This is a genomic window from Rhodoplanes sp. P11, assembly GCF_964266735.1.
In the GTDB taxonomy this organism is placed as follows: Bacteria; Pseudomonadota; Alphaproteobacteria; order Rhizobiales; family Xanthobacteraceae; genus Rhodoplanes; species Rhodoplanes serenus.
Genome location: NZ_CAXWGY010000021.1, coordinates 157,785 through 176,715, shown reverse-complemented (window position 1 = coordinate 176,715; position 18,931 = coordinate 157,785). Strand labels below are relative to the sequence as shown.

Genomic DNA, 18,931 nt, shown 5'->3' with positions numbered 1-18,931 from the left:
GCCGGACCGGGCGAGGGCTCCGTTCCGTCCACCGCGTCTCAGGTCGCCGCCGGAGCGACCGGCAGCGCCGGCGCCGTGGCGTCGGCGAGCGCCGCGCCATAGAGGATCATGCACGGTCCGGGGGGCGGCGCGTCGCGCAGGCGGGCCGCCACGGTCGCCACCGTGCCGACGATGACGCCGGGGGCGGCGACACCCAGATTCTCCACCACCACGGCCGGCGTCTCCGGCGACAGCCCGCGGGCGAACAGCTTCTCGGCGAGCGCCGGGAAGGTCGCCTTGCCCATGAACACGCAGGTGGTGGCGGCGGCGTCGGCGAGGGCGGCGAGGTCGAGGTCGTCGGGTAAGCCGCCGGTCACCTCGTGGGCGGTGACGAACTGGACCCGGCGGGCGACCAGCCGCTTGGTCAGCGCGCTGCCGACCAGCGCGGCCGCCGCCGTCGCGGTGGTGACGCCGGGCACGATCTCGACCGGGATGCCGGCGGCGCGCGCCGCCGTGATCTCCTCGTCGGCGCGGGCGAAGATCGCCGGGTCGCCGGACTTCAGCCGCACCACCCGCTGGCCCATGGCGGCGTAGGCGACCATCAGGCGGCTCACCTCGGCCTGCTTGGGGGCGTGCTGGCCGCTGCGCTTGCCGACCGCGATCTGCTCGGCGTCGTCGCGCACATGGGCGAGGGCGGCGCCGCTGGCGAGATCGTCGTAGAGCACCACGTCGGCGGCGCGCAGGCGGTCGATCGCCCGCAGCGTCAGGAGGTCGGCGTCGCCCGGCCCGGCACCGACGAGCGTGATGTGTCCGGTCGCGGCGGGAGCGGTATCGGGTGCGTCAGCCATGGCGGATGTCCTGACTTGCCGGCGGCGCGCCCCTATAGTGCCGGCCATGACGGAGAATTCCCCGCTGCGGCGCGGCTGGACCACCGGCACCTGCGCGACCGCCGCGACGCGGGCGGCGTTCGAGGCGCTGGTGACGGGTCGCTTCCCCGACCCGGTGGCGGTGACGCTGCCGGGCGGCGGCCGTCCGGCTTTCGCGCTGGCGACGGCCGAGCGCGGCGACGGCTTCGCCCGGGCCGGGGTGATCAAGGATGCCGGCGACGATCCCGACGTCACCCACGGCGCGCTGATCGTCGCCACCGTCCGCCCGGCGGCGGCGGGCGCCGGCGTGATGTTCCGGGCCGGCGAGGGGGTCGGCACCGTCACCCGGGCCGGCCTGCCGCTGCCGCCCGGCGAGCCGGCCATCAACCCGGTGCCGCGGGCGATGATCCGCGCCGCCGTCGCCGAGGTCTGCGCCGCCACCGGCGCGGCCGGTGACGTCACGGTGGAGATCGCGGTCCCGGGTGGCGACGCGCTGGCGCGCAAGACCCTCAATCCGCGGCTCGGCATCGTCGGCGGCCTGTCGATCCTCGGCACCACCGGCATCGTCATGCCGTTCTCGTGCGCCGCGTGGATTCACTCGATCCACCGCGGCATCGACGTCGCCCGCGCGGCCGGGCTCGACCATGTGGCGGGCGCCACCGGGTCGACCTCGGAGGCCGCCATCGCGGCGCTCGACCGTCTGCCCGAGATCGCCCTGATCGACATGGGCGACTTCGTCGGCGGCCTGCTGAAGTATCTGCGGGTGCATCCGGTCGACCGCGTCACCGTGGCGGGCGGATTCGCCAAGATGACGAAGCTGTCCCAGGGGCTCCTGGACCTGCACTCGCGCGCCGGGGCGGTCGATCTCGGGCATCTGGCGCGGCTCGCCGCCGAGGCCGGCGCGCCGCCCGCGCTCGCCGAGCGGATCGCTGTCGCCAACACGGCGCTCGACGCGCTGGAGCAGACGCGGGCCGCCGGACTCGATATTGCCGCCGTGGTGGCGGACCGTGCCGTCGCGACGGCGGCGCGGGTCTTGCAAGGCTCGCCGGTGGGGGTCGACGTCGCGGTGTTCGACCGGGCGGGCGGCCTGTTGGCGCGGACGCCGGTGGTGCGGAGCTAGATGATGGCCGGCAACGGGAAACGCCTGCGCGTGCTGATCCTCGGAGGAACCAGCGAGGCGCGCCGGCTCGCCGAGGTGGTGGCACGGTTCGCCGGCATCGATGCGGTGCTGTCCTATGCGGGGCGCACCGAAAACCCGGCGCCGCCGCCGATCCCGTATCGGGTCGGCGGCTTCGGCGGCCGCGACGGCCTCGTGGCCTATCTGCGCGCCGAGCGGATCGACCGGGTGGTCGACGCCACCCATCCGTTCGCGGCGCAGATGAGCCGCAACGCGGTGGCGGCCTGCGCGGCGACCGGGACGCCGCTGCTCGCGCTGGAGCGGGCGCCGTGGCGGCCGGTGGACGGCGACCTGTGGATCGACGTCGACACCCTCGACGAGGCGGCCGACGCGCTCGGCGAGACGCCCCGCAAGGTGTTTCTCGGCATCGGCCGCCTGCACCTCGACGTGTTCGCGCGACGGCCGCAGCACGACTACCTGGTGCGTCTGGTCGATCCGCCGAGAGGGGAGCTGCCGCTGCCGCATGTTCGGGTGATCGTCGCCCGCGGGCCGTTCGACGTCGCCGGCGACCAGGCGATGCTGGAGCGGCACGGCAGCGAGGTGGTGGTGGCCAAGAACGCCGGCGGCACCGCGGCGGTGGCCAAGATCGCGGCGGCGCGCGCGCTCGGGCTGCCCGTCGTCATGGTGCGGCGGCCCCGGATTCAGCCGCGTCCCGCAGTCGAGACGGTCGCGGCGGTGATGCGCTGGCTCGGTCACGAGGTCCCCGCCGAGGGCGCCGAGCGCGGCGTGTAGACGAAGGCGGCGCGGCCGCCAGGGCGGACGATCAGCCGGGTCTGCGACGAGCCGACGATCACCAGCGTGCGCATGTCGGCGCGGGTCGGGTCGGCGTCGGCGAGCCGCACGGTGTCGACGCGCTCGTGCGCCTCGCTCACCGCGGTGGCGAACACGACCGGCGCGTCGGCAGCCCGCACGGTGCGCAGCAGCTCCAGCGCGCGGCCGAGCTGCCAGGGGCGCGCCTTCGACACCGGATTGTACAGCGCGATGACGAAATCGGCCTCGGCGGCGAGCGTCAGCCGGCGCTCGACCAGATCCCAGGGCTTGAGGTTGTCGGAGAGATTGACGGCGCAGAAGTCGTGGCCGAGCGGGGCGCCGGCGCGGGCCGCCGCCGCCGTCATGGCGGTGACGCCGGGCAGCACCCGCACGTCGAGGCCGCGCCAGGTGGGATCGCCGGTTTCCATCGCCTCGAACACCGCGGCCGCCATGGCGAACACCCCGGGATCACCCGACGAGACCACCGCGACGCGGCGCCCCTCCGCGGCGAGGCGCAGCGCCAGGCGGGCGCGGTCGATCTCCTCGCGATTGTCGGAGCCGTGGCGGACGACGTTCTCGCGCGCCGGCACCCGCGCCACATAGGGGCCGTAGCCGACCAAGTCGGTCGCGGCGGCGAGGGTGTCGCTCACCTCCGGGGTGACGAGGCGCGCCGCTCCGGGTCCGAGCCCGGCGATCACCAGCCATCCGGTGTCGGCGGGCGCCGTCATGGCCGCCGCCCCTGGCCGGGCACCAGCACGATGGCGAAGTAGGGCGCCGTGTCGTCGTCCTTGTCGGCGAGACGGACGACGCGCTCGCCCGCCATGGTGCCGCGCTCGACATAGACGGCGCGGTCGACGAGGCCGGCGGCCGCGAGCGCCCGGCGCACCTTCGGCAGATTGCGGCCGAGCTTCATCACCACGAGGGCGTCGGTGTCGCCCATGCGGCGGGTCAGCGTCGCCTCGTCGAGGGTGGCGGGCAGGACGGTGAGCACGTCGTCGCCCCAGGTGATCGGCGTGCCGGCGGCGGTCCAGCAGCCCGCCATGCCGGGGATGCCGGGCACCACCGCGACCCGCACCCGGTCGCGCAGGCGGGTGTAGAGATGCATGAACGAGCCGTAGAGGAAGGGGTCGCCCTCGCACAGCACGACGACGTCGCGGCCCGCTGCGGTCTCGGCCGCGAGGCGGGCGACGCAGGCGTCGTAGAAGGCGGCGAGCGCCGTGTTGTAGGCGGGATCGGCGACGTCGATCTCGGTCGTCACCGGATACGCCATGGCGATCTCGGCGACGCCGGCCGGCAGGAGACCGGCCGCGATGGTGCGGGCGTTGCTGGTGCGCCCGGCCTTGCAGAAATAGGCGACGACGGACGCGGCCGCGATCAGCCGCGCCGCCTTGAGGCTGATCAGCTCCGGATCGCCCGGGCCGAGCCCGACGCCGAAGACGCTGCCGGGCGCCGTCATGGGCGGCTCCGGTCGAGGGCAGGGCGCTCGCCGCGACCTCTCCCCGCCGGCGGGGCGGGTCGGCGGGGGATTGAACCTCTCCCCGCGGGCGGGGAGAGGTCGGCGCCGCCGGCGCCGGGGGAGGGGGGGTGTCGGCAGGATTCGTGGCGCGGCGGCCTCTCACCCGGCGCGCCGCGTGGCGGCGAGCCACCCTCTCCCCGCTCACGGGGAGAGGGAAACCGGACTGCGGCGAGCGGGTCGAGCCCGCGCATGACGATGGATGGGAAAAGGAAGCCACTCATTCCCGGTCGCTCGCGAGCGCATTGACGGCGGCGGCCGTCATGGCGCTGCCGCCTTTGCGGCCGCGCACGATCACGCAGGGCACGCGGCCGTCGGCCAGCAGTGCCTCCTTGGATTCGGCGGCGCCGACGAAGCCGACCGGCATGCCGATCACCATGGCAGGCTTGGGCGCACCCTCGTCGAGCATCTCCAGCAGGCGGAACAGCGCGGTCGGCGCGTTGCCGATCGCCACCACGGCGCCGCCGAGCGTGTCGCGCCACAGGGCCATGGCGGCCGCCGTGCGGGTCGTCCCGAGTTTTTCCGCGAGCGCCGGGACGGCCGGATCGGACAGCGTGCAGATCACCTCGTTCCGCGCCGGCAGGCGGGCGCGCGTCACCCCGTGCGCGACCATCTGGGCGTCGCACAGGATCGGCGCGCCGGCCGCGAGCGCCGCCCGGCCGGCGGCGGCAGCGCCGGGCGAGAACACGATGTCGGGCGCGATCTCGACCATGCCGCAGGCATGGATCACCCGCACCGCGACGGTCTCCTCCTCGGGCGCGAAGCGGGCGAGGTCGGCCTCGGCCCGGATGATGGCGAAGGAGCGCCGGTAGATGGCGGCGCCGTCCTTCTCGTAGACATGCGGGCTCGTCGTGGTCATGCGGTGGTTTCCGTCGGCGCGATTGCCTCGATGGCGCTGTTGCGGCGCGTCGTCCAGTAGCCGGCTTCGACGAGCTGGCGGAAGCGCCGGCGCATCGCCTCCGCGGCGTGCGGATTGGCGTGGTCGAGAAAGTCGCGCACCGTGTCGTCGCCCAGGGTGGCATCGAAATACAGGTCGAAGTGATGGCTCTCGACGGCGCCGGCGAGGTGCGCGAACAGCGCCATCTGGTCGAGCGTCCAGGCGATCTCGGCGGCGCCGCGGAAGCCGTGGCGCATCTGGCCGGCGACCCACAGCGGATTGGCGGCGCGCCCCCGTACCACGCGGGCGATCTCCTCGGGCAGCGTGCGCATGCGCGGATCGTCGGCGCGCGCCGAGTCGGCGTGATAGAGCGCCGGTCGCCCGCCGAGCGCCCGGGCCGCCGCCGCGAAGCCCGCCTCGTGGGCGGCGTAGTCGGGCGCCATCAAGAGGTCGGTCTCGGGCAGATCCTGGGTGTGCACGAAGGCGTCGGCCGTGGCGGTGCGGGCCTCCAGGGCGGCGCGCGCCGGAGTGCCGTCGTCGGCCGCCCCGTACGCATAGGCGCTGCCGGCGAGCCACGCCTCGGCGGCGGCCGCCACCGTCTCGGGGGTGAGCGCATCGACTGCCTCGGCGACCCCGACCCCGTAGCCGCCGGGTGCCGGCCCGAAGACCCGCGGGCCGGCGTCGCGCCCGACATAGGGGTTCTCGTCGGCCGGCTCGTCGCGTCCGGCGAGCGCCGCCACCGCCTGCTCGAACAGCACCGGCAAGGTCGGGAACACGTCGCGGAACAGGCCGGAGATGCGCAGCGTCACGTCGATGCGCGGCCGGCCGAGCTGGGCGAGCGTCAGCACCTCGAAGCCGCGCACCCGGTCCGACGTGTCGTCCCATACCGGCACAACGCCGAGAAGCCGCAGCGCCATGGCGAACTCCTCGCCGGCGGTGCGCATGGTGGCCGAGCCCCACAGGTCGACCACCAGGCTTTTCGGATAGTCGCCGTGATCCTGGAGATGGCGGGTCAGCAGCGCGTCGGCGAGGCGCTCGCCCTGCACGGTGGCGGCGCGGCTCGGCACCGCCCGCGGATCGACCGCGAATAGGTTGCGGCCGGTCGGCAGCACGTCCCGGCGGCCGCGCCAGGGCGAGCCGGCCGGCCCGGGTGCCACCATGCGGCCGTCGAGGGCGGCGAGCAGGCCGTCGCGCTCCGCCGCCGCGCAGGCGTCGAAATCCATCCCGTCGAGATCGAGGTTTTCGCGGTCGTCGGGGAGCGCAGGGGGCTGGCCGAAGACGTGCAGGCCGTCGGAGAACAGCGTCGCCTTCACGTCGCACACGAAGGCGTCGAGCTTCACCACGGCGTCGCGCGGCGCCATGTCGTCGGTGACGCCGCAGTCGCGGTCGAGCCCGCTGTCATGCGCGGCCGCCACGATGTCACGGGCGAGCCGCTCGCGCCGGCGCGGGTCGAGGCCGTCGGCGTTGGAGTACTCGTCGAGCAGCCGTTCCACCGTGTGCAGCCCCGGCGGCAGAGGCCCGCGCCGCTGCGGCGGCGTCATGTGGCCGATGGTGACAGCGCCGAGCCGGCGCTTGGCGGTCGCCGCCTCGCCGGGATCGTTGACGATGAACGGGTAGGCGACCGGGATCGGACCGAGCAGCGCGTCGGGCCAGCAGGCCCCCGACAGCGCCACCGACTTTCCGGGCAGCCATTCGAGCGTGCCGTGGGCGCCGAGATGGACGAGGGCATCGATGCCGACCGCCCGGCGCAGCCACAGATGGAAGGCGACGAAGCCGTGCCGTGGCGGCCGGCGGGCATCGTGATACTCGGCGGCGCGGTCGGCGCGGGCGCCGCGCTCGGGCTGCGCCGCCACGATCACGTCGCCGCAACGGATGGCGCGGAACCGGACGACGCCGTCGCGCACCGCCGGATCGCTCTCCGGCGCCCCCCATTGGGCGAACAGCTCGTCGCGCAACGGCGCCGGAAGGTCGGCGAGCGCCACCACGTAGTCGGCGAGCGGCCACGTCGCGGTCTCGGCCAGCAGGCCGCCGACCAGCGCGCCGCGGTCGGCGGGCGCGTCGGCGACCGCGTAGCCGGCGTCGGACAGGAGACGCAGCACCGCGACGGCGCTCGCCGGCGCGTCGAGCCCGACCGCGTGGGCGATCTGGTCGTCGCGGCCCGGATAGGCCGACAGCACCAGAGCGAGCCGGCGGGCCGCCCGCGGCGTGCGCCGCAACCGCGCCCATGCCGCCGCCCGCTCGGCCGCCGCGGCGACGCGCTCCGGTTGCGGACCATGGATCACCCGGGCGAAGCCGAGATCGGGGTCGGGCGGCTCCGGCGTCTTGAACGAGACGGCGCCGGCGAACAGCCGGCCGTCGATCTCCGGCAGCACCACATGGATGGCGAGATCGGACGGCGACAGGCCGCGCTCGGCCGCCGTCCAGGCGGCTTCCGACGAGCCGGCCAGCGCCACCTGAAGCACCGGCGCGTCGGCCTCGTCGAACGGGCCGCCGTCGGCATCGCGCGCCGAGAAGGCGGTGGCGTTGACGATCACGTCGGGGGCGATGCGGCCGAGCTGATCGCGCAGCCAGGCGCGGGTGTCGGGCTCCTTCAGGCTGCCGACGAACACCGGCACCGGCACCAGGCCGCGTGCCGCCAGCGCCTCGGCCAGCGCCGCCACCGGCGCGGTGTCGTCGGCGGCCACCAGCGCCCGGTAGAACACGACGAGCGCCCGCGGGGCGTCGCCCGGAGCGGGCGACGCGACCGGGCAGGCGGCGGGATCGCCGGGAAAGAAGCCGTGGCGCGGCAGCGCCTTGACGCCGAGCAGCGGCACGGCGGAGAGGCCGGAGGCCAGGGCGAGCTGGGCGAGCGCGCCTTGCGCGGCGCGCGGGCCGCCCATGTCGCAGAGCGCGCGCAGCCGGCGCAGCGTCGAGGCCGGCACGTTGGACGCCGCGTCGAGCCGCGGGTCGTCGCGCCCGTCGCCCGGCACGATTGCCAGCGCGATGCTCTTCGCGGCGGCGAGCGCCCGCACCTGCTCGACGCCGTAGCGCCAGTAGTCGAGCCCGCCGAGCAGACGGATCAGGATGCCGCGGGCGCCCGACAGCGTCTTCTCGATGTAGAGATCGACCGACAGCGGATGCTGGAGTCGCGCCAGATTGGCGAGCCGCAGGCTCGGCAGCGCGTCGCGCCCGGCGCGCCAGCCCGCCGCGAAGGCGCCGAGATCGCTGTCCGCGAACGACAGCACGACGAGATCGGCGGGCGACTGGCCGAGATCCTCGGCGGCCGCCGCTTCTTCCAGGCCGTGCTTCTCGCGGAGCAGGATGTGCATCAGGCGGGGCTCTGCAACGCGGCGGTGACCGCGGCCTGATCGAAGCCCTTCTCGCCGATGACGACGAGGCGGGAGAGGCGCGGCGTTTCGGCCGGCCACGGCCGGTCGAACTGCGCCCGCACGCGAGTGCCGACGCCCTGCACGAGGAGCCGCATCGGCTTGCCGGTGATCGCCACGTAGCCCTTGGCGCGCAGCACGCCGTGCTGGCGGGCGACCGCCTCGACCCGGGCCACCACGGCGTCCGCCGAGGCGTGCTCGGGCAGCGTCACCACCACGGTCTCGAAGTCGTCGTGGTCGTGCGCCTCGTGGTCCTCGTGATGAGTCTTCCGTGCCTCCAGATCGGTCTCGGCGGCGGCGCCGAGTCCGAGCACGACGCGCGGATCGACGCGGCCCTCGCGCGCCTCGACCACCGGGATTCTCCGCGGCAGCTCGGCCTGCACGGTGTCGCGCGCCTTGACGAGCGCCGGCGCGTCGACGAGATCGGTCTTGTTGAGGATGACGATGTCGGCGCAGGCGACCTGATCCTCGAACACCTCACCGAGCGGGGTGTCGTGATCGATGCTCTCGTCGGCGCGGCGCTGGTCGGCGACCGCCGCCGGATCGGGCGCGAAGCGGCCGTCCGCCACCGCCTCGGCATCGGCGACCGCGATGACGCCGTCGACGGTGATGCGGGTGCGCAGGTCCGGCCAGTCGAACGCCTTGAGCAGCGGCTTCGGCAGCGCCAGGCCGGAGGTCTCGATCAGGATGTGGTCGGGCGGCGTCGGGCGGGCGAGCAGCGCCGTGATGGTCGGCACGAACTCGTCGGCGACCGTGCAGCACAGGCAGCCGTTGGTCAGCTCGACGATGGCGTCGGCCGGGCAGGTCGGATCGGCACAGCCCTTGAGGATCTCGCCGTCGATGCCGACGTCGCCGAACTCGTTGACCAGCACGGCGAGGCGGCGGCCCTGCGGGTTCTCCATCAGGTGGCGGACCAGGCTGGTCTTGCCGGCACCCAGGAAGCCGGTGACGATGGTGACGGGGATTTTTTCCAGCGACATCGGGTCCTCTCAGGTCGCTTCCTCTCCCCGCGGGCGGGGAGAGGTCGGGCCACGCGCCGAAAGTACGGGGGCAGGGTGAGGGGGCGAAACGGTCGCGCCAGGCTGCCCCTCACCCCGACCCTCTCCCCGCGGGCGGGGAGAGGGAGAAGTGCCGTGCTCCGGCAGCGGCGGCACGCGGGAGATCACGCCCTTGCGCAGGCGCTCGGGACGCTGGCGCCACGGCACCAGCCCGTCGGCCGTACCGGCGTAGAGGACGGCCCCGGCCACGACGTCGTCGGCTGCTTCCGGCGCGAGATCGCCGTGCACATAGGTCCAGCGGCCGGGGCTCGCGAAGGCGACCGTGCAGGCGCGATTGCAGTTCGACAGGCACTCGACCGGAACGACGGCGAGGCGAGCGGCGTCGGGATGGCGCTGCCGCGCCGCGACCATGGCGTCGTGCATCCGGCGGCCGGCGCGCGGCTCCGTCTCGTCGGGGGCGAGCCGACAGGTGACGCAGACGAACAGCGTCGCGGGCACATCCGGAGGAGGCGCATCCAGCCGAGTCGCACCTGTGGCGGCGGGGAAGGGGGGGTCGTTCATGCCATGCCCGTCATCGTACGGAGGCGGTGGCCTCCGATGCGAGCGGCGAGCGGACCTGCACTCCGATCGGCCGACAGACCCTCCGGGGCACCCCGCCCGGAACGGCGACTCAGCAGGCGACGGCAGGTTTCCTGGCTCGCGGGTCGTCGCCTTCGCCGCCTTCCCAGGACGAACACATGGTTCGGACCCCAGTGGCTTCGGCGCAGGCTCGCCGCTCACAGTTGCGGGGGCAGCTCCGGCATCGCGACCGCCCGTTTCCGGTCGGCCGTGCCCGGCATTCCCTCGTGTTCCGCCCGCAGAAACGCCCGGCACCGCCGGACGGTATCCATGGACGGACACGTCCCGGCCTCGGCCGGGACACCGTCGGTGCCGGATCTGTGGGGCGGATCGGCGGGACTGTCAATCGGGTGCCGTCCCGACACGCGACGCGGAGGGCGCGATCGGTGACGGCCGGCGCGGTTGCCCATCGGGGTCCGGTGTGATCCTGTCCGGACCGACAGACCGAGGACACCATGACCCACGAGACCCCCGAGGAAACGCCCGACGTGCCCCCCGACGCGGCGGCCCGTCACCGCGACAAGATGCAGAAGCGCAAGGCCGTGCAGGATGCGGAGGTGGCGGCCAAGACCATCGAGAAGGGCCTGCTGCTCGTTCACACCGGCCCCGGCAAGGGCAAGTCGACGGCCGCGTTCGGGCTCGCCCTGCGGGCGCTCGGCCATGGCCGGCGGGTCGGCGTGGTGCAGTTCATCAAGAGCCGGCCGACCGGCGAGCAGGCCGCGCTGGAGAGCTTCGGGGATCGCGTGGTCTGGCACACGGCGGGCGAGGGCTTCACCTGGGAGACGCAGGACAAGGCGCGCGACATCGCCGCCTGCCGCCGCGCCTGGGAGATCGCCGTCGGCCTGATGGACGATGCGTCGATCGGGCTCCTGATTCTCGACGAGCTGAACATCGCGCTGCGCTACGACTATCTGCCGCTCGACGAGGTGGTGGCGCGGCTGTCGGAGCGTCGTCCGGATCTCCACGTCGTCGTCACCGGCCGCAACGCCAAGCCGGCGTTGACCGAGGCGGCCGATCTCGTCACCGAGATGACGCTGGTGAAGCACCACTTCGCGGCCGGCGTGAAGACGCAGGCGGGGATCGAGTATTGATCACGTCGCTTGCTCGGCCGCACCGTAGCCTCTTCCCCTCTCCCACAAGGGCAGAGGGTGGGAGAGGCTCTGCTGTGTCATGGCTCATGTGACATGCCACGCGCGCTGATGTTCCAGGGCACCGGCTCCGACGTCGGCAAGTCGCTGATCGTCGCCGGCCTCGCCCGTCTGCTCACCGGGCGCGGCCTGGTGGTGCGGCCGTTCAAGCCGCAGAACATGTCGAACAACGCCGCCGTCACCGCCGACGGCGGCGAGATCGGCCGCGCTCAGGCGCTCCAGGCGCGCGCCGCCCGCGTGCCGCCGAGCGTCCACATGAATCCGGTGCTGCTCAAGCCGCAGAGCGAGGTGGGCGCCCAGATCGTGGTGCAGGGGCGGGTCGTCGGCAATGCGCGGGCGAAGGATTATCAGTCGCGCAAGGCGATGCTGATGCCGGCGGTGCTCGACAGCTTCTCGCGCATGCGCGGCGAGGCCGACATCGTGCTGGTGGAAGGGGCGGGGTCGGCCTCCGAGGTCAACCTGCGGGCCAACGATATCGCCAACATGGGCTTCGCCCGCGCCGCCGACGTGCCGGTGGTGCTGATCGGCGACATCGACCGCGGCGGCGTCATCGCCAGCCTGATCGGCACCGCGGCGGCGATCGATGCCGACGACGCGCGGCTGATTCGCGGCTTCGTCGTCAACAAGATGCGCGGCGACCCGACGCTGTTCGCGACCGGCATGGACTTCGTCGCCGCCCGCACCGGCTGGGCGCCGCTCGGCCTGGTGCCGTGGTTCCGCGATGCGCACCGGCTTCCCGCCGAGGACATTTTCGGGCTCGATGCGGGCCCGGCGGCTGCGGCCACCGCCGCCGATGGTGACGGCGATGGAGCGCGCCGCCGCATTCGCGTCGCCGTGCCGGTGCTGCCCCACATCGCCAATTTCGACGACCTCGATCCGCTGCGCCTCGATCCCGCCGTCGATCTCGTGCTCCTGAAGAACGGCGCGCCGCTGCCGGTCGACGTCGATCTCGTGATCCTGCCGGGGTCGAAGACCACCATCGCGGATCTGGCCGCGCTGCGCGCCTGCGGCTGGGCCGCCGACATCGTCGCCCACGCGCGCCGCGGTGGCCGCGTGCTCGGCTTGTGCGGCGGCTACCAGATGCTCGGGCGCTCGGTCGCCGATCCGGACGGCATCGAGGGGCCGCCCGCCACCGTCGAGGGGCTGGGGCTCCTCGACGTCGCGACGGTGCTTCGCGGCGACAAGGCGCTGGTCGCCGTCACCGGCGAGTCGGTCGCCGACGGGGTGCCGCTCGCCGGCTACGAGATGCACATGGGGACCACCGACGGACCCGACACGGCGCGCCCGCTGGTGCGACTCGACGACGCCCGGAGCGGCCCGCAGGGCCGCCGGGACGGTGCCGTCTCGGCCGATGGGCGCATCGCCGGCTCCTATGTGCACGGCCTGTTCGCCGACGACCGCCAGCGGGCCGCCTGGCTGGCGCGCCTCGGCGCACCTCCGGCCGGCGCCGCGGACCGCACGCTCGCCTACGAGGCGACCGTGGAGGCGACGCTCGACGCGCTCGCGGCCCATTTCGCCGCCCACCTGGACATCGAGCGGCTGCTGGAGATCGCGCGCTGATCTACGGCGTCGTCTGGCGCCGCCGCGGCCGGAACAGTAGCGTGGTGCCGCCGGCGGTGACGACGAGGACGCCGCCGAGGGCCGCGGCGGTCGGCCGGTGGGTCGGGATCGCCGACCACTCGGGGAGAATCACGTCGGCGGTGTTGTAGGGCTCGCCGCTGTAGACGCACAGCGCCAGCGTGCCTTCGAGCAGCAGCGCGTGATCGACCTTGTCGGCGAGCGCGCGCGCCGCCGGATCGGCGCCCGGGCGGTCGCGCATGTGGTTCAGCAGCGCGCGGGTGCCGGCGAGATACGCGTGAGCGCAGCCGTTGAACGGGCTCTCCTCGTCGGTCAGCGTGCCCGGCATCAGCCCGAACAGGCAGAAGGCGTGCTGGATCTTGGTGTAGTTCAGCAGCCGGCGGAAGGTCTCGTCGGTGCGGGCGGTGCGGGCCGCGAGGTCCAGAATGGCGGCGCGGTTCTGCTCAATCACCAGCATCTGGCCGTGCGAGAGGCTGTCGATCGGGATGCCGTCGGTGCGGCCGGCGCCGGCGCGGTGGGCCGCCGCCGGTGCCGCCGTGAGAAGGAGCGCGAGCCCGGCCGCTGCCGCGGCGAGACCGCGCCTTGGGCGGGTGGCGGGCCGGGTCACGGCGCGGCGCCGCCCGGCCGTGCGGTGGCTCCTCCCGGGCGTGCCCGCAAGCTGCGCTCGGTAAGCGCCCCGAACACCAGGCCGAGCATCGTCCACAGCGCGAGCTGGGTGCCGAGCGAGGCGGCGCGGAACTGCCACAGCACGGCGGCCGGGAAGGTCTCCGGCACCTCGTCGACCGAGGGCAGCACCGCCATCACTACCGCCATGGCGACCAGATAGGCGACGATGCCCGCCAGGGCGGCGTTCCAGGCGCCGAGCCGCGCGTGCAGGCGGCGGCCGAGGCCGAGCGCCGCGACGGCGGTCAGCACCGAGAAGCCCATCATGGCGACGAACAGCCACGAGCGTGTGGTCAGCGTCTCGGCGCTGGCGGCGCCGGGCGGATTGGCCGGATACTTGAGCTGCGGCATCAGCACCAGCACCACGAAGCCGGCGAGCGCCAGCACGAGCGCCGTGGTGCGCGGCTCGACGCGGCCGATCCGTCCCTGGGCGTACGCGAAGGCGAGCCCGAAGGCGCCGCCGGTCGCCCCGCCCAGCACCACGAGGCCGGTCAGAAGACCGAGCGTGCTCTGCACGGCACGGCTGACGATCTCGGGTGAGGGAGCCTCACCGGCGGCGTGGCCGGCATGCTCCTCGAACGCGATGGCGAGCTCGAGCGGCGGCTCGCCGATCAGCCAGGCGACCACGAAGGCGAGCAGTCCCGCGAGGATGCCGGACAGCATCCCCCGGACCAGCAGGGTCCGAGCCATGATGGGCCGCTATCGGCTCAGTGGCAGGGGAAGCCGAGCAGATGCCGGGCGTCGTGGACGAACTCGTGCACCGTGGTGCCGTCGAAGATGGCGGCGGCGCCCTGCTCGGCGCCCACGAACCAGACGGCGGCGAGGCCGACCAGCGCCGCGAAGGCGGCCCAGGGCAGAATCTCGCGAACCGGAACGACCGGAAGCTCGGACGATCCGGCGAGGCCGGGCAGAGTCGCGATGTCGGACATGAGGTCTCCTCTGGGATTGCGCGTCCCGTTCGAGTGCGGCCGGCTCGCGTGCGGCCCGCCGATGCGGACCGCCGAGGGCCGGAGTCCCCGCGGATCGAGATCCGCAGGACGTGGAGCCGGGGTCTGACTTGCGATCCTCGCGCGAGGACCGCACACAGTGGCGCGACCGTGCCGGACTTGCACCGGCTTCCCGTCTCCGACAGTCGCCGGATGATGGCGCCGACACCCGGGGAAGTCAACGAACCATGACACTGCCACTCCGACGTTCAGGCATGCCGCATTCGGCCCTGCTGTCGGCAGCATGACGATGCGCCTGCTGCTGCTCGCTTGCGCTGCCACCTCCGCCACGCGGGCGGGCCGGTTCCCGGAGGACGAGCCCCTCGACGCGGCGACCGTGGCAGCGCTGCCCGGGCTCGCGGCCCGCCTGCCGCGGGTCGATGCCGCACTCGCCGGGCGGGAGCGGCGTGCCGGCGAGACCGCGGCGGCGCTCGGCCTCGCGGCCGAGCCGGTCGCGGCGCTCGACGACCTCGACCACGGCCGCTGGCGGGGCCGCGCGCTCGCCGAGATCGTCGCGGCGGAGCCGGACGCGCTGGCGTCGTGGCGGGCCGATCCGGCCGCCGCGCCGCATGGCGGCGAATCGGTGGCGGCCCTGCTGGCGCGGGTCGGCGCCTGGCTGGACGGCAGGCCGCCGAATCGCCGGCTGATCGCGGTCACCCATCCGGCGGTGCTGCGGGCCGCCGTCGTCCATGTGCTGGCGGCGCCGGCCGCCGCGTTCTGGCGGATCGATGCCGCCCCGCTCGCAATGGTCGATCTTCGTCACGACGGCCGCCGCTGGGCCTTGCGCTCCGCCACGCTCGATGCGTTCTGGGCGATGGGAGAAGGCGCGGAGGGAGTCGGATCACGATGACGGAGGCGGGTGGCAGCGAGCTTCTGCGTCAGCACGGCGGGCGGATCGACGCCGCGGCGCGCCTCTATCCGCAGGCGCCGACGCCGTGGCTCGACTTGTCGACCGGCATCAGCCCGCACGCCTATCCGCTGCCGCCGATCCCGCCCGAGGTCTGGCAGCGGCTGCCGCTCGGGCGTGATCTCGCGGCCCTCGAAGCGGCGGCGCGGAGCGCCTATGGCTGCCCGGCCGGCATGGTGCTGGTGCCGGTGCCGGGCAGCGAGATCGCCATCCGGATGATGCCGTGGCTGGTGCCGGCACGGTCGCGGGTCGGCCTGCTCGGTCCGACCTATCCGTCGCACGCGGCGGCGTGGGAGGGCAGCGGCGCCGTGGTGCGGCCGCTCTCAGGTCTGCCGCCGCCGGATGCCGACGACCTCGACGTCGTCGTGCTCGCCAATCCCAACAACCCGGACGGCCGTGTGGTGGCGCGGGCCGATCTCCTCGCCTTCGCGGAACGGTGGGGCGCCGCCGGCCGCCGCCTCGTCGTCGACGAGGCGTTCGCCGATGTGGCGCCGGAGGTGTCGCTGCTCGCCCTCCCGGCCCTGCCGCCGGGCCTCGTGGTGCTGCGCTCGCTCGGCAAGTTCTTCGGGCTCGCCGGCCTGCGGGTCGGCGTCGTGGCGGTGGCCGCAGCGGACGCGCCGGCGTGGCGGCAGCGCCTGGGCGACTGGCCGGTGGCCGGGCCGGCTTGCGTGATCGCCACCGCGGCGCTCACCGATGCGGGCTGGATCGCCGCCATGCGGGCGCGGCTCGCCGCCGACCGGCGACGGCTCGACGCGCTGCTGGCGGCCGGCGGCATCGCGCCGTGCGGCGGCACCGACCTGTTCGTGCTGGCCGAGGGGCCTGCGGGCATCGATCTCGTCGACCACTTCGCTCGCGCCGGAATTCTGGTGCGCGGCTTCGCCGGGGCGCCCGACCGCATCCGGGTCGGCCTGCCGGGCGCGGAGGCCGAATGGTCGCGGCTCGCCGCCGCGATCGATCTCATTCCCCGCCGCTGCGCCGCGGCGGCGCGATGAGGCGATCGATGGCGGCGCGCAGCAGCGCCGCCGCGCGGAACGGCGCATGCAGCATCTTGGTGGCCGGCAGCACCAGGAAGGTGCCGACCACGACGCCGAGATGCAGCGTCAGCGCCAGCCCCATGGCGGCGGTCGCCCGCAGCCCCAGCACCGCGAGCCCGCTCGCCGCGGTCGCCGCCAGCAGGGCCAGCAGCCCGATGTTCATGCGGGTCTCGGCGGGGGCCGCGGGTTCGCGGTCGGCCCGTGTCTCGACCGCCGCGAGGCCGGCGACCCCGGCGAGCATCAGCACGCCGCCGAGGGTGCCGGCGAGGACCGGCAGGCTGACGACCGGGTAGGGCGCCGGCGCCCCGGTGACGTGATGGAGGAGCGCGGCCGACACCGTCGAGAGAATCGTCAGGGCGAAGCCGGCCACCAGCACATGGTGGCTGGCGCGACGCTCGCCCGAGAGCTTTTCGCCGGTGTCGTTGCAGCCGTGCCCGCCGCCGCCGAGATTCCTCAGCGTGACGACGTCGGCGAGCGCCGCCGGCAGCGCCCGCAGCACGATCCGCAGCGGTGCCCGCGGCCCGATGGTGCGCCAGAACGCGACCGTCGCGGCCGCGACCGCCACGACCGCCCAGGCGAACGAGAGGCCGGCCGCCGCCGTCATGATGCCCCACGGCACCACGCGGTAGAACGCGCCGCCGCTGGTGTGGACGCCGAGCAGGATCTCCGGCGGCACTGCGATGAGCACCAGCGCCAGCGCCGCGAGGGTCACGGCTCCGACCACCACGGCGACGATCCATCCGGTGCGGGCAAAGGCGCCGGCGAGCCACCGCGGCCGGACATGACGCGCGAAGCTCTCCTGGCGCACCGCGGCGAGCGTCCGCGGCAGGTTGACGGCGAACGGATGCGGCGGCGCGTACTGGCAAGCGTACCAGCAGCCGCGGCAGTTGTGGCAGAGATGGGCGAGGTGGTCGATCTCGGCGAGCGGAAAGCCGTGCTTGCCGGCGATTGCCGGGAACACGGCGCAATAGCCGTCGCAATACATGCAGGCGGCGCAGATGCGCAGCAGACGCTCGGCCTCGGTGGCCGCGTCGATGGGCGTGTCAGCGGGCCGCGACACGGGCGGCCTCCTCGCCGGCGATGCGACCCGACACCGCCGCGAGCGTCACCCCGAGACCGGCCAGATAGCCGCGCCGCAGCACCGTCGCGGCCATGATCCCGCCCGCCGCCAGCAGCCGGTCGGCGACGCCGCCGGTGCGCAGCCGTACCCGCATGGCCGCATCGACCGCGACCCCGTGATGCAGGAAGGTGACGCCGGCCACGAGCGGATACCCGGCGAACGGTGGCACGCGGATCGGCCGCCCGCCGCGCGCCTCGGCGGTCGCGTCGACGTCCCGCACGGTCGCATCGAGACCCGCCGGATCGATCGCCAGCGCCGTTGCGAGCCCAGCTAGCGTCGGCGCCGTGACGGGCGGCAGGGCCGTCGGGGCGGCGCGGCTCAGGCCGTCGTGGTCGAGGACGAGCGCCGCACGGCCCCCCGGGCAGCCGGCGATGCGCGGCCCCCACTGGGCATAGTGGGTGCGGCGAAGATCGGCGCGCTCGTCGGCGACACGGCGGCCGTGCTGGTCGACCACGATGCCGTACGGAATGCCGGTAATGCGGGTGACGATGCCGCCGTCGACGGCCGGCCCGCGGGCATCGACCGGCACCAGATGGCCGAGCCCGGGCGTGCCGACTGCGGCGGCGCCGGCGGCGAGAAGGAGCCGCAGGCCGCTCCCGTCCGCATGGGGGGTGCCGCGCACCACCACGGTGTCGGCCGCGTCGCCGAGCTGCCGGCGCAGCGCCGTGCGGTCGGCCTGGTCGCCGCCGGTCGCCACCACCACGGCGCGCGCCGTGATGGGGGTGAGACTGCCGTCGCGTCGCAGCTCGACAGTGCAGTGGCCGGGCTCCACATGGAGACCGGCCAGCGCCGTGTCGTACGACACCCCGACTCCGAGCTGCACCGCTGTCGCAAACAGCGCGTTGATCATCGCCTTGCCGCCGCCGAGCAGGAAGGCGGTGCGGCGCGAGTAGGGCAGCACGCCGCGGCTCGTCGGCTGCAACGCGACGCCGTTGTCGATCAGGAAATCCGGCAGGTCGGCGGAACCATCGATCAGCCGCCGCGCCACCGGGTCGTCGGTCGCGTGCTCGGTCACGCGCCGCAGATCCGCCAGGAACGCATCCGCCGGATAGGCGTCGGGCACCCACGGCGCCGGCCTGTCGTGGGCGATGCGGAAATTCCGCGCGTGGCGCGTGTTGCCGCCGCGGAGCGCCCGCGGTGCGCTCTCGACGAGATGCACCGTGGCGCCGGCGCGCCGGGCCGCGATGGCGGCGCACAGGCCCGCCGCGGCACCGCCGGCCACCAGCACGTCGATCTCGGAGAGGGGAGCGCCGGCCGTCATGTGTCCGCAGCCGGGGCAGAGGGCCGGCGGGCGCATCGCCGCCTCGCCGGTACCCGCGTCGTCGTGGCGCGCGGCGTGCCGCATCGCCGCC

The 18,931-nt window shown here is 74.5% G+C and carries 18 protein-coding genes and 2 riboswitches; of the genes, 6 read left to right on the top strand and 12 right to left on the bottom strand.

The genetic code is table 11. The annotated features are described in order from the left end of the window. Positions 1–38: 38 nt before the first annotated feature. Positions 39–827 (bottom strand): uroporphyrinogen-III C-methyltransferase, encoded by a 789-nt coding sequence (cobA, locus tag ACFQUV_RS23625; protein ID WP_129608632.1) that lies wholly within the window; start codon positions 825–827, stop codon positions 39–41. Positions 828–873: 46 nt separating this feature from the next. On the opposite strand from cobA, the gene ACFQUV_RS23620 reads away from it, so the two are divergent. Both ACFQUV_RS23620 and ACFQUV_RS23615 read left to right on the top strand, forming a co-directional pair. After that, complete coding sequence (locus ACFQUV_RS23620) at positions 874–1,965, top strand: cobalt-precorrin-5B (C(1))-methyltransferase (RefSeq protein WP_129608631.1); 1,092 nt, start codon at positions 874–876, stop codon at positions 1,963–1,965. 3 nt (positions 1,966–1,968) lie between these two features. Continuing rightward, positions 1,969–2,754 carry a cobalt-precorrin-6A reductase gene (locus ACFQUV_RS23615; protein WP_129608630.1) on the top strand — a complete coding sequence of 262 codons (786 nt, stop codon included), beginning with the start codon at positions 1,969–1,971 and terminating at the stop codon, positions 2,752–2,754. Here the strand turns inward: ACFQUV_RS23615 and cobJ are convergent. The 6 genes from cobJ to ACFQUV_RS23585 form a co-directional block, all read right to left on the bottom strand. Then, a complete protein-coding gene (gene cobJ, locus ACFQUV_RS23610) occupies positions 2,715–3,500 on the bottom strand; it encodes a precorrin-3B C(17)-methyltransferase (protein WP_129608629.1) in 786 nt (261 codons plus the stop codon). The two genes, ACFQUV_RS23615 and cobJ, sit on opposite strands and share 40 nt — an antisense overlap. Continuing rightward, on the bottom strand, positions 3,497–4,228 hold the full coding sequence (locus ACFQUV_RS23605; protein ID WP_129608628.1) for a precorrin-2 C(20)-methyltransferase: 732 nt from the start codon (positions 4,226–4,228) through the stop codon (positions 3,497–3,499). The genes cobJ and ACFQUV_RS23605 overlap by 4 nt, the downstream gene beginning before the upstream one ends. A gap of 277 nt (positions 4,229–4,505) precedes the next feature. Then, positions 4,506–5,144, bottom strand: coding sequence for a precorrin-8X methylmutase (locus tag ACFQUV_RS23600; RefSeq protein ID WP_129608627.1), 639 nt, complete (start codon positions 5,142–5,144; stop codon positions 4,506–4,508). Continuing rightward, the gene (gene cobN, locus ACFQUV_RS23595; RefSeq protein ID WP_129608626.1) at positions 5,141–8,470 is read right to left on the bottom strand and encodes a cobaltochelatase subunit CobN; all 3,330 of its coding nucleotides are present in this window, start codon (positions 8,468–8,470) and stop codon (positions 5,141–5,143) included. Before cobN ends, ACFQUV_RS23600 begins: the two co-directional genes overlap by 4 nt. Further along, entirely contained in the window at positions 8,470–9,507 is a 1,038-nt protein-coding gene (cobW, locus tag ACFQUV_RS23590) for a cobalamin biosynthesis protein CobW (RefSeq protein WP_129608625.1), read from the bottom strand. Before cobW ends, cobN begins: the two co-directional genes overlap by 1 nt. A gap of 9 nt (positions 9,508–9,516) precedes the next feature. Next, positions 9,517–10,086 carry a DUF1636 family protein gene (locus ACFQUV_RS23585; RefSeq protein WP_378395857.1) on the bottom strand — a complete coding sequence of 190 codons (570 nt, stop codon included), beginning with the start codon at positions 10,084–10,086 and terminating at the stop codon, positions 9,517–9,519. A gap of 103 nt (positions 10,087–10,189) precedes the next feature. Next, positions 10,190–10,417, bottom strand: a riboswitch (cobalamin riboswitch). A 181-nt stretch (positions 10,418–10,598) separates the two neighbouring features. On the opposite strand from ACFQUV_RS23585, the gene cobO reads away from it, so the two are divergent. Together cobO and ACFQUV_RS23575 are read left to right on the top strand one after the other, a co-directional pair. Further along, positions 10,599–11,234: a cob(I)yrinic acid a,c-diamide adenosyltransferase gene (cobO, locus tag ACFQUV_RS23580; protein WP_111387179.1), complete on the top strand. Its 636-nt coding sequence runs from the start codon at positions 10,599–10,601 to the stop codon at positions 11,232–11,234. A 93-nt stretch (positions 11,235–11,327) separates the two neighbouring features. Continuing rightward, complete coding sequence (locus ACFQUV_RS23575; RefSeq protein ID WP_207211441.1) at positions 11,328–12,851, top strand: cobyric acid synthase; 1,524 nt, start codon at positions 11,328–11,330, stop codon at positions 12,849–12,851. Position 12,852: 1 nt separating this feature from the next. Here the strand turns inward: ACFQUV_RS23575 and ACFQUV_RS23570 are convergent, their stop codons facing one another. From ACFQUV_RS23570 to ACFQUV_RS23560, 3 genes are read right to left on the bottom strand one after another with little or no spacing between them, the layout of a single operon-like run. After that, positions 12,853–13,476 carry a hypothetical protein gene (locus tag ACFQUV_RS23570; RefSeq protein ID WP_129608778.1) on the bottom strand — a complete coding sequence of 208 codons (624 nt, stop codon included), beginning with the start codon at positions 13,474–13,476 and terminating at the stop codon, positions 12,853–12,855. Further along, positions 13,473–14,222, bottom strand: a complete 750-nt coding sequence (locus tag ACFQUV_RS23565; RefSeq protein WP_129608777.1) for a CbtA family protein — start codon at positions 14,220–14,222, stop codon at positions 13,473–13,475. The genes ACFQUV_RS23570 and ACFQUV_RS23565 overlap by 4 nt, the downstream gene beginning before the upstream one ends. Before the next feature lie 17 nt (positions 14,223–14,239). Then, positions 14,240–14,461, bottom strand: a complete 222-nt coding sequence (locus ACFQUV_RS23560; protein ID WP_111387185.1) for a CbtB domain-containing protein — start codon at positions 14,459–14,461, stop codon at positions 14,240–14,242. 96 nt (positions 14,462–14,557) lie between these two features. Continuing rightward, positions 14,558–14,704: riboswitch (cobalamin riboswitch) on the bottom strand. Positions 14,705–14,762: 58 nt separating this feature from the next. Here ACFQUV_RS23560 and ACFQUV_RS23555 point away from each other — a divergent pair. Further along, complete coding sequence (locus ACFQUV_RS23555) at positions 14,763–15,368, top strand: histidine phosphatase family protein (RefSeq protein ID WP_129608776.1); 606 nt, start codon at positions 14,763–14,765, stop codon at positions 15,366–15,368. Next, positions 15,365–16,417 (top strand): threonine-phosphate decarboxylase CobD, encoded by a 1,053-nt coding sequence (gene cobD, locus ACFQUV_RS23550; RefSeq protein ID WP_129608775.1) that lies wholly within the window; start codon positions 15,365–15,367, stop codon positions 16,415–16,417. Before ACFQUV_RS23555 ends, cobD begins: the two co-directional genes overlap by 4 nt. Here the strand turns inward: cobD and tcuB are convergent. Then, positions 16,383–17,519 (bottom strand): tricarballylate utilization 4Fe-4S protein TcuB, encoded by a 1,137-nt coding sequence (gene tcuB / locus ACFQUV_RS23545; protein WP_129608774.1) that lies wholly within the window; start codon positions 17,517–17,519, stop codon positions 16,383–16,385. The genes cobD and tcuB overlap by 35 nt on opposite strands. Beyond that, positions 17,503–18,876 carry an FAD-dependent tricarballylate dehydrogenase TcuA gene (gene tcuA, locus ACFQUV_RS23540; RefSeq protein WP_244601551.1) on the bottom strand — a complete coding sequence of 458 codons (1,374 nt, stop codon included), beginning with the start codon at positions 18,874–18,876 and terminating at the stop codon, positions 17,503–17,505. The genes tcuB and tcuA overlap by 17 nt, the downstream gene beginning before the upstream one ends. Between the last annotated feature and the right edge of the window lie 55 nt (positions 18,877–18,931).

Excerpts from the sequence above, each read along its gene's own strand:
- cobA (WP_129608632.1), bottom strand. The coding sequence starts at position 827 with ATGGCTGACGCACCCGATACCGCTCCCGCCGCGACCGGACACATCACG.
- ACFQUV_RS23620 (WP_129608631.1), top strand. The coding sequence starts at position 874 with ATGACGGAGAATTCCCCGCTGCGGCGCGGCTGGACCACCGGCACCTGC.
- ACFQUV_RS23615 (WP_129608630.1), top strand. The coding sequence starts at position 1,969 with ATGGCCGGCAACGGGAAACGCCTGCGCGTGCTGATCCTCGGAGGAACC.
- cobJ (WP_129608629.1), bottom strand. The coding sequence starts at position 3,500 with ATGACGGCGCCCGCCGACACCGGATGGCTGGTGATCGCCGGGCTCGGA.
- ACFQUV_RS23605 (WP_129608628.1), bottom strand. The coding sequence starts at position 4,228 with ATGACGGCGCCCGGCAGCGTCTTCGGCGTCGGGCTCGGCCCGGGCGAT.
- ACFQUV_RS23600 (WP_129608627.1), bottom strand. The coding sequence starts at position 5,144 with ATGACCACGACGAGCCCGCATGTCTACGAGAAGGACGGCGCCGCCATC.
- cobN (WP_129608626.1), bottom strand. The coding sequence starts at position 8,470 with ATGCACATCCTGCTCCGCGAGAAGCACGGCCTGGAAGAAGCGGCGGCC.
- cobW (WP_129608625.1), bottom strand. The coding sequence starts at position 9,507 with ATGTCGCTGGAAAAAATCCCCGTCACCATCGTCACCGGCTTCCTGGGT.
- ACFQUV_RS23585 (WP_378395857.1), bottom strand. The coding sequence starts at position 10,086 with ATGAACGACCCCCCCTTCCCCGCCGCCACAGGTGCGACTCGGCTGGAT.
- cobO (WP_111387179.1), top strand. The coding sequence starts at position 10,599 with ATGACCCACGAGACCCCCGAGGAAACGCCCGACGTGCCCCCCGACGCG.
- ACFQUV_RS23575 (WP_207211441.1), top strand. The coding sequence starts at position 11,328 with ATGCCACGCGCGCTGATGTTCCAGGGCACCGGCTCCGACGTCGGCAAG.
- ACFQUV_RS23565 (WP_129608777.1), bottom strand. The coding sequence starts at position 14,222 with ATGGCTCGGACCCTGCTGGTCCGGGGGATGCTGTCCGGCATCCTCGCG.
- ACFQUV_RS23560 (WP_111387185.1), bottom strand. The coding sequence starts at position 14,461 with ATGTCCGACATCGCGACTCTGCCCGGCCTCGCCGGATCGTCCGAGCTT.
- ACFQUV_RS23555 (WP_129608776.1), top strand. The coding sequence starts at position 14,763 with ATGACGATGCGCCTGCTGCTGCTCGCTTGCGCTGCCACCTCCGCCACG.
- cobD (WP_129608775.1), top strand. The coding sequence starts at position 15,365 with ATGACGGAGGCGGGTGGCAGCGAGCTTCTGCGTCAGCACGGCGGGCGG.
- tcuA (WP_244601551.1), bottom strand. The coding sequence starts at position 18,876 with ATGCGCCCGCCGGCCCTCTGCCCCGGCTGCGGACACATGACGGCCGGC.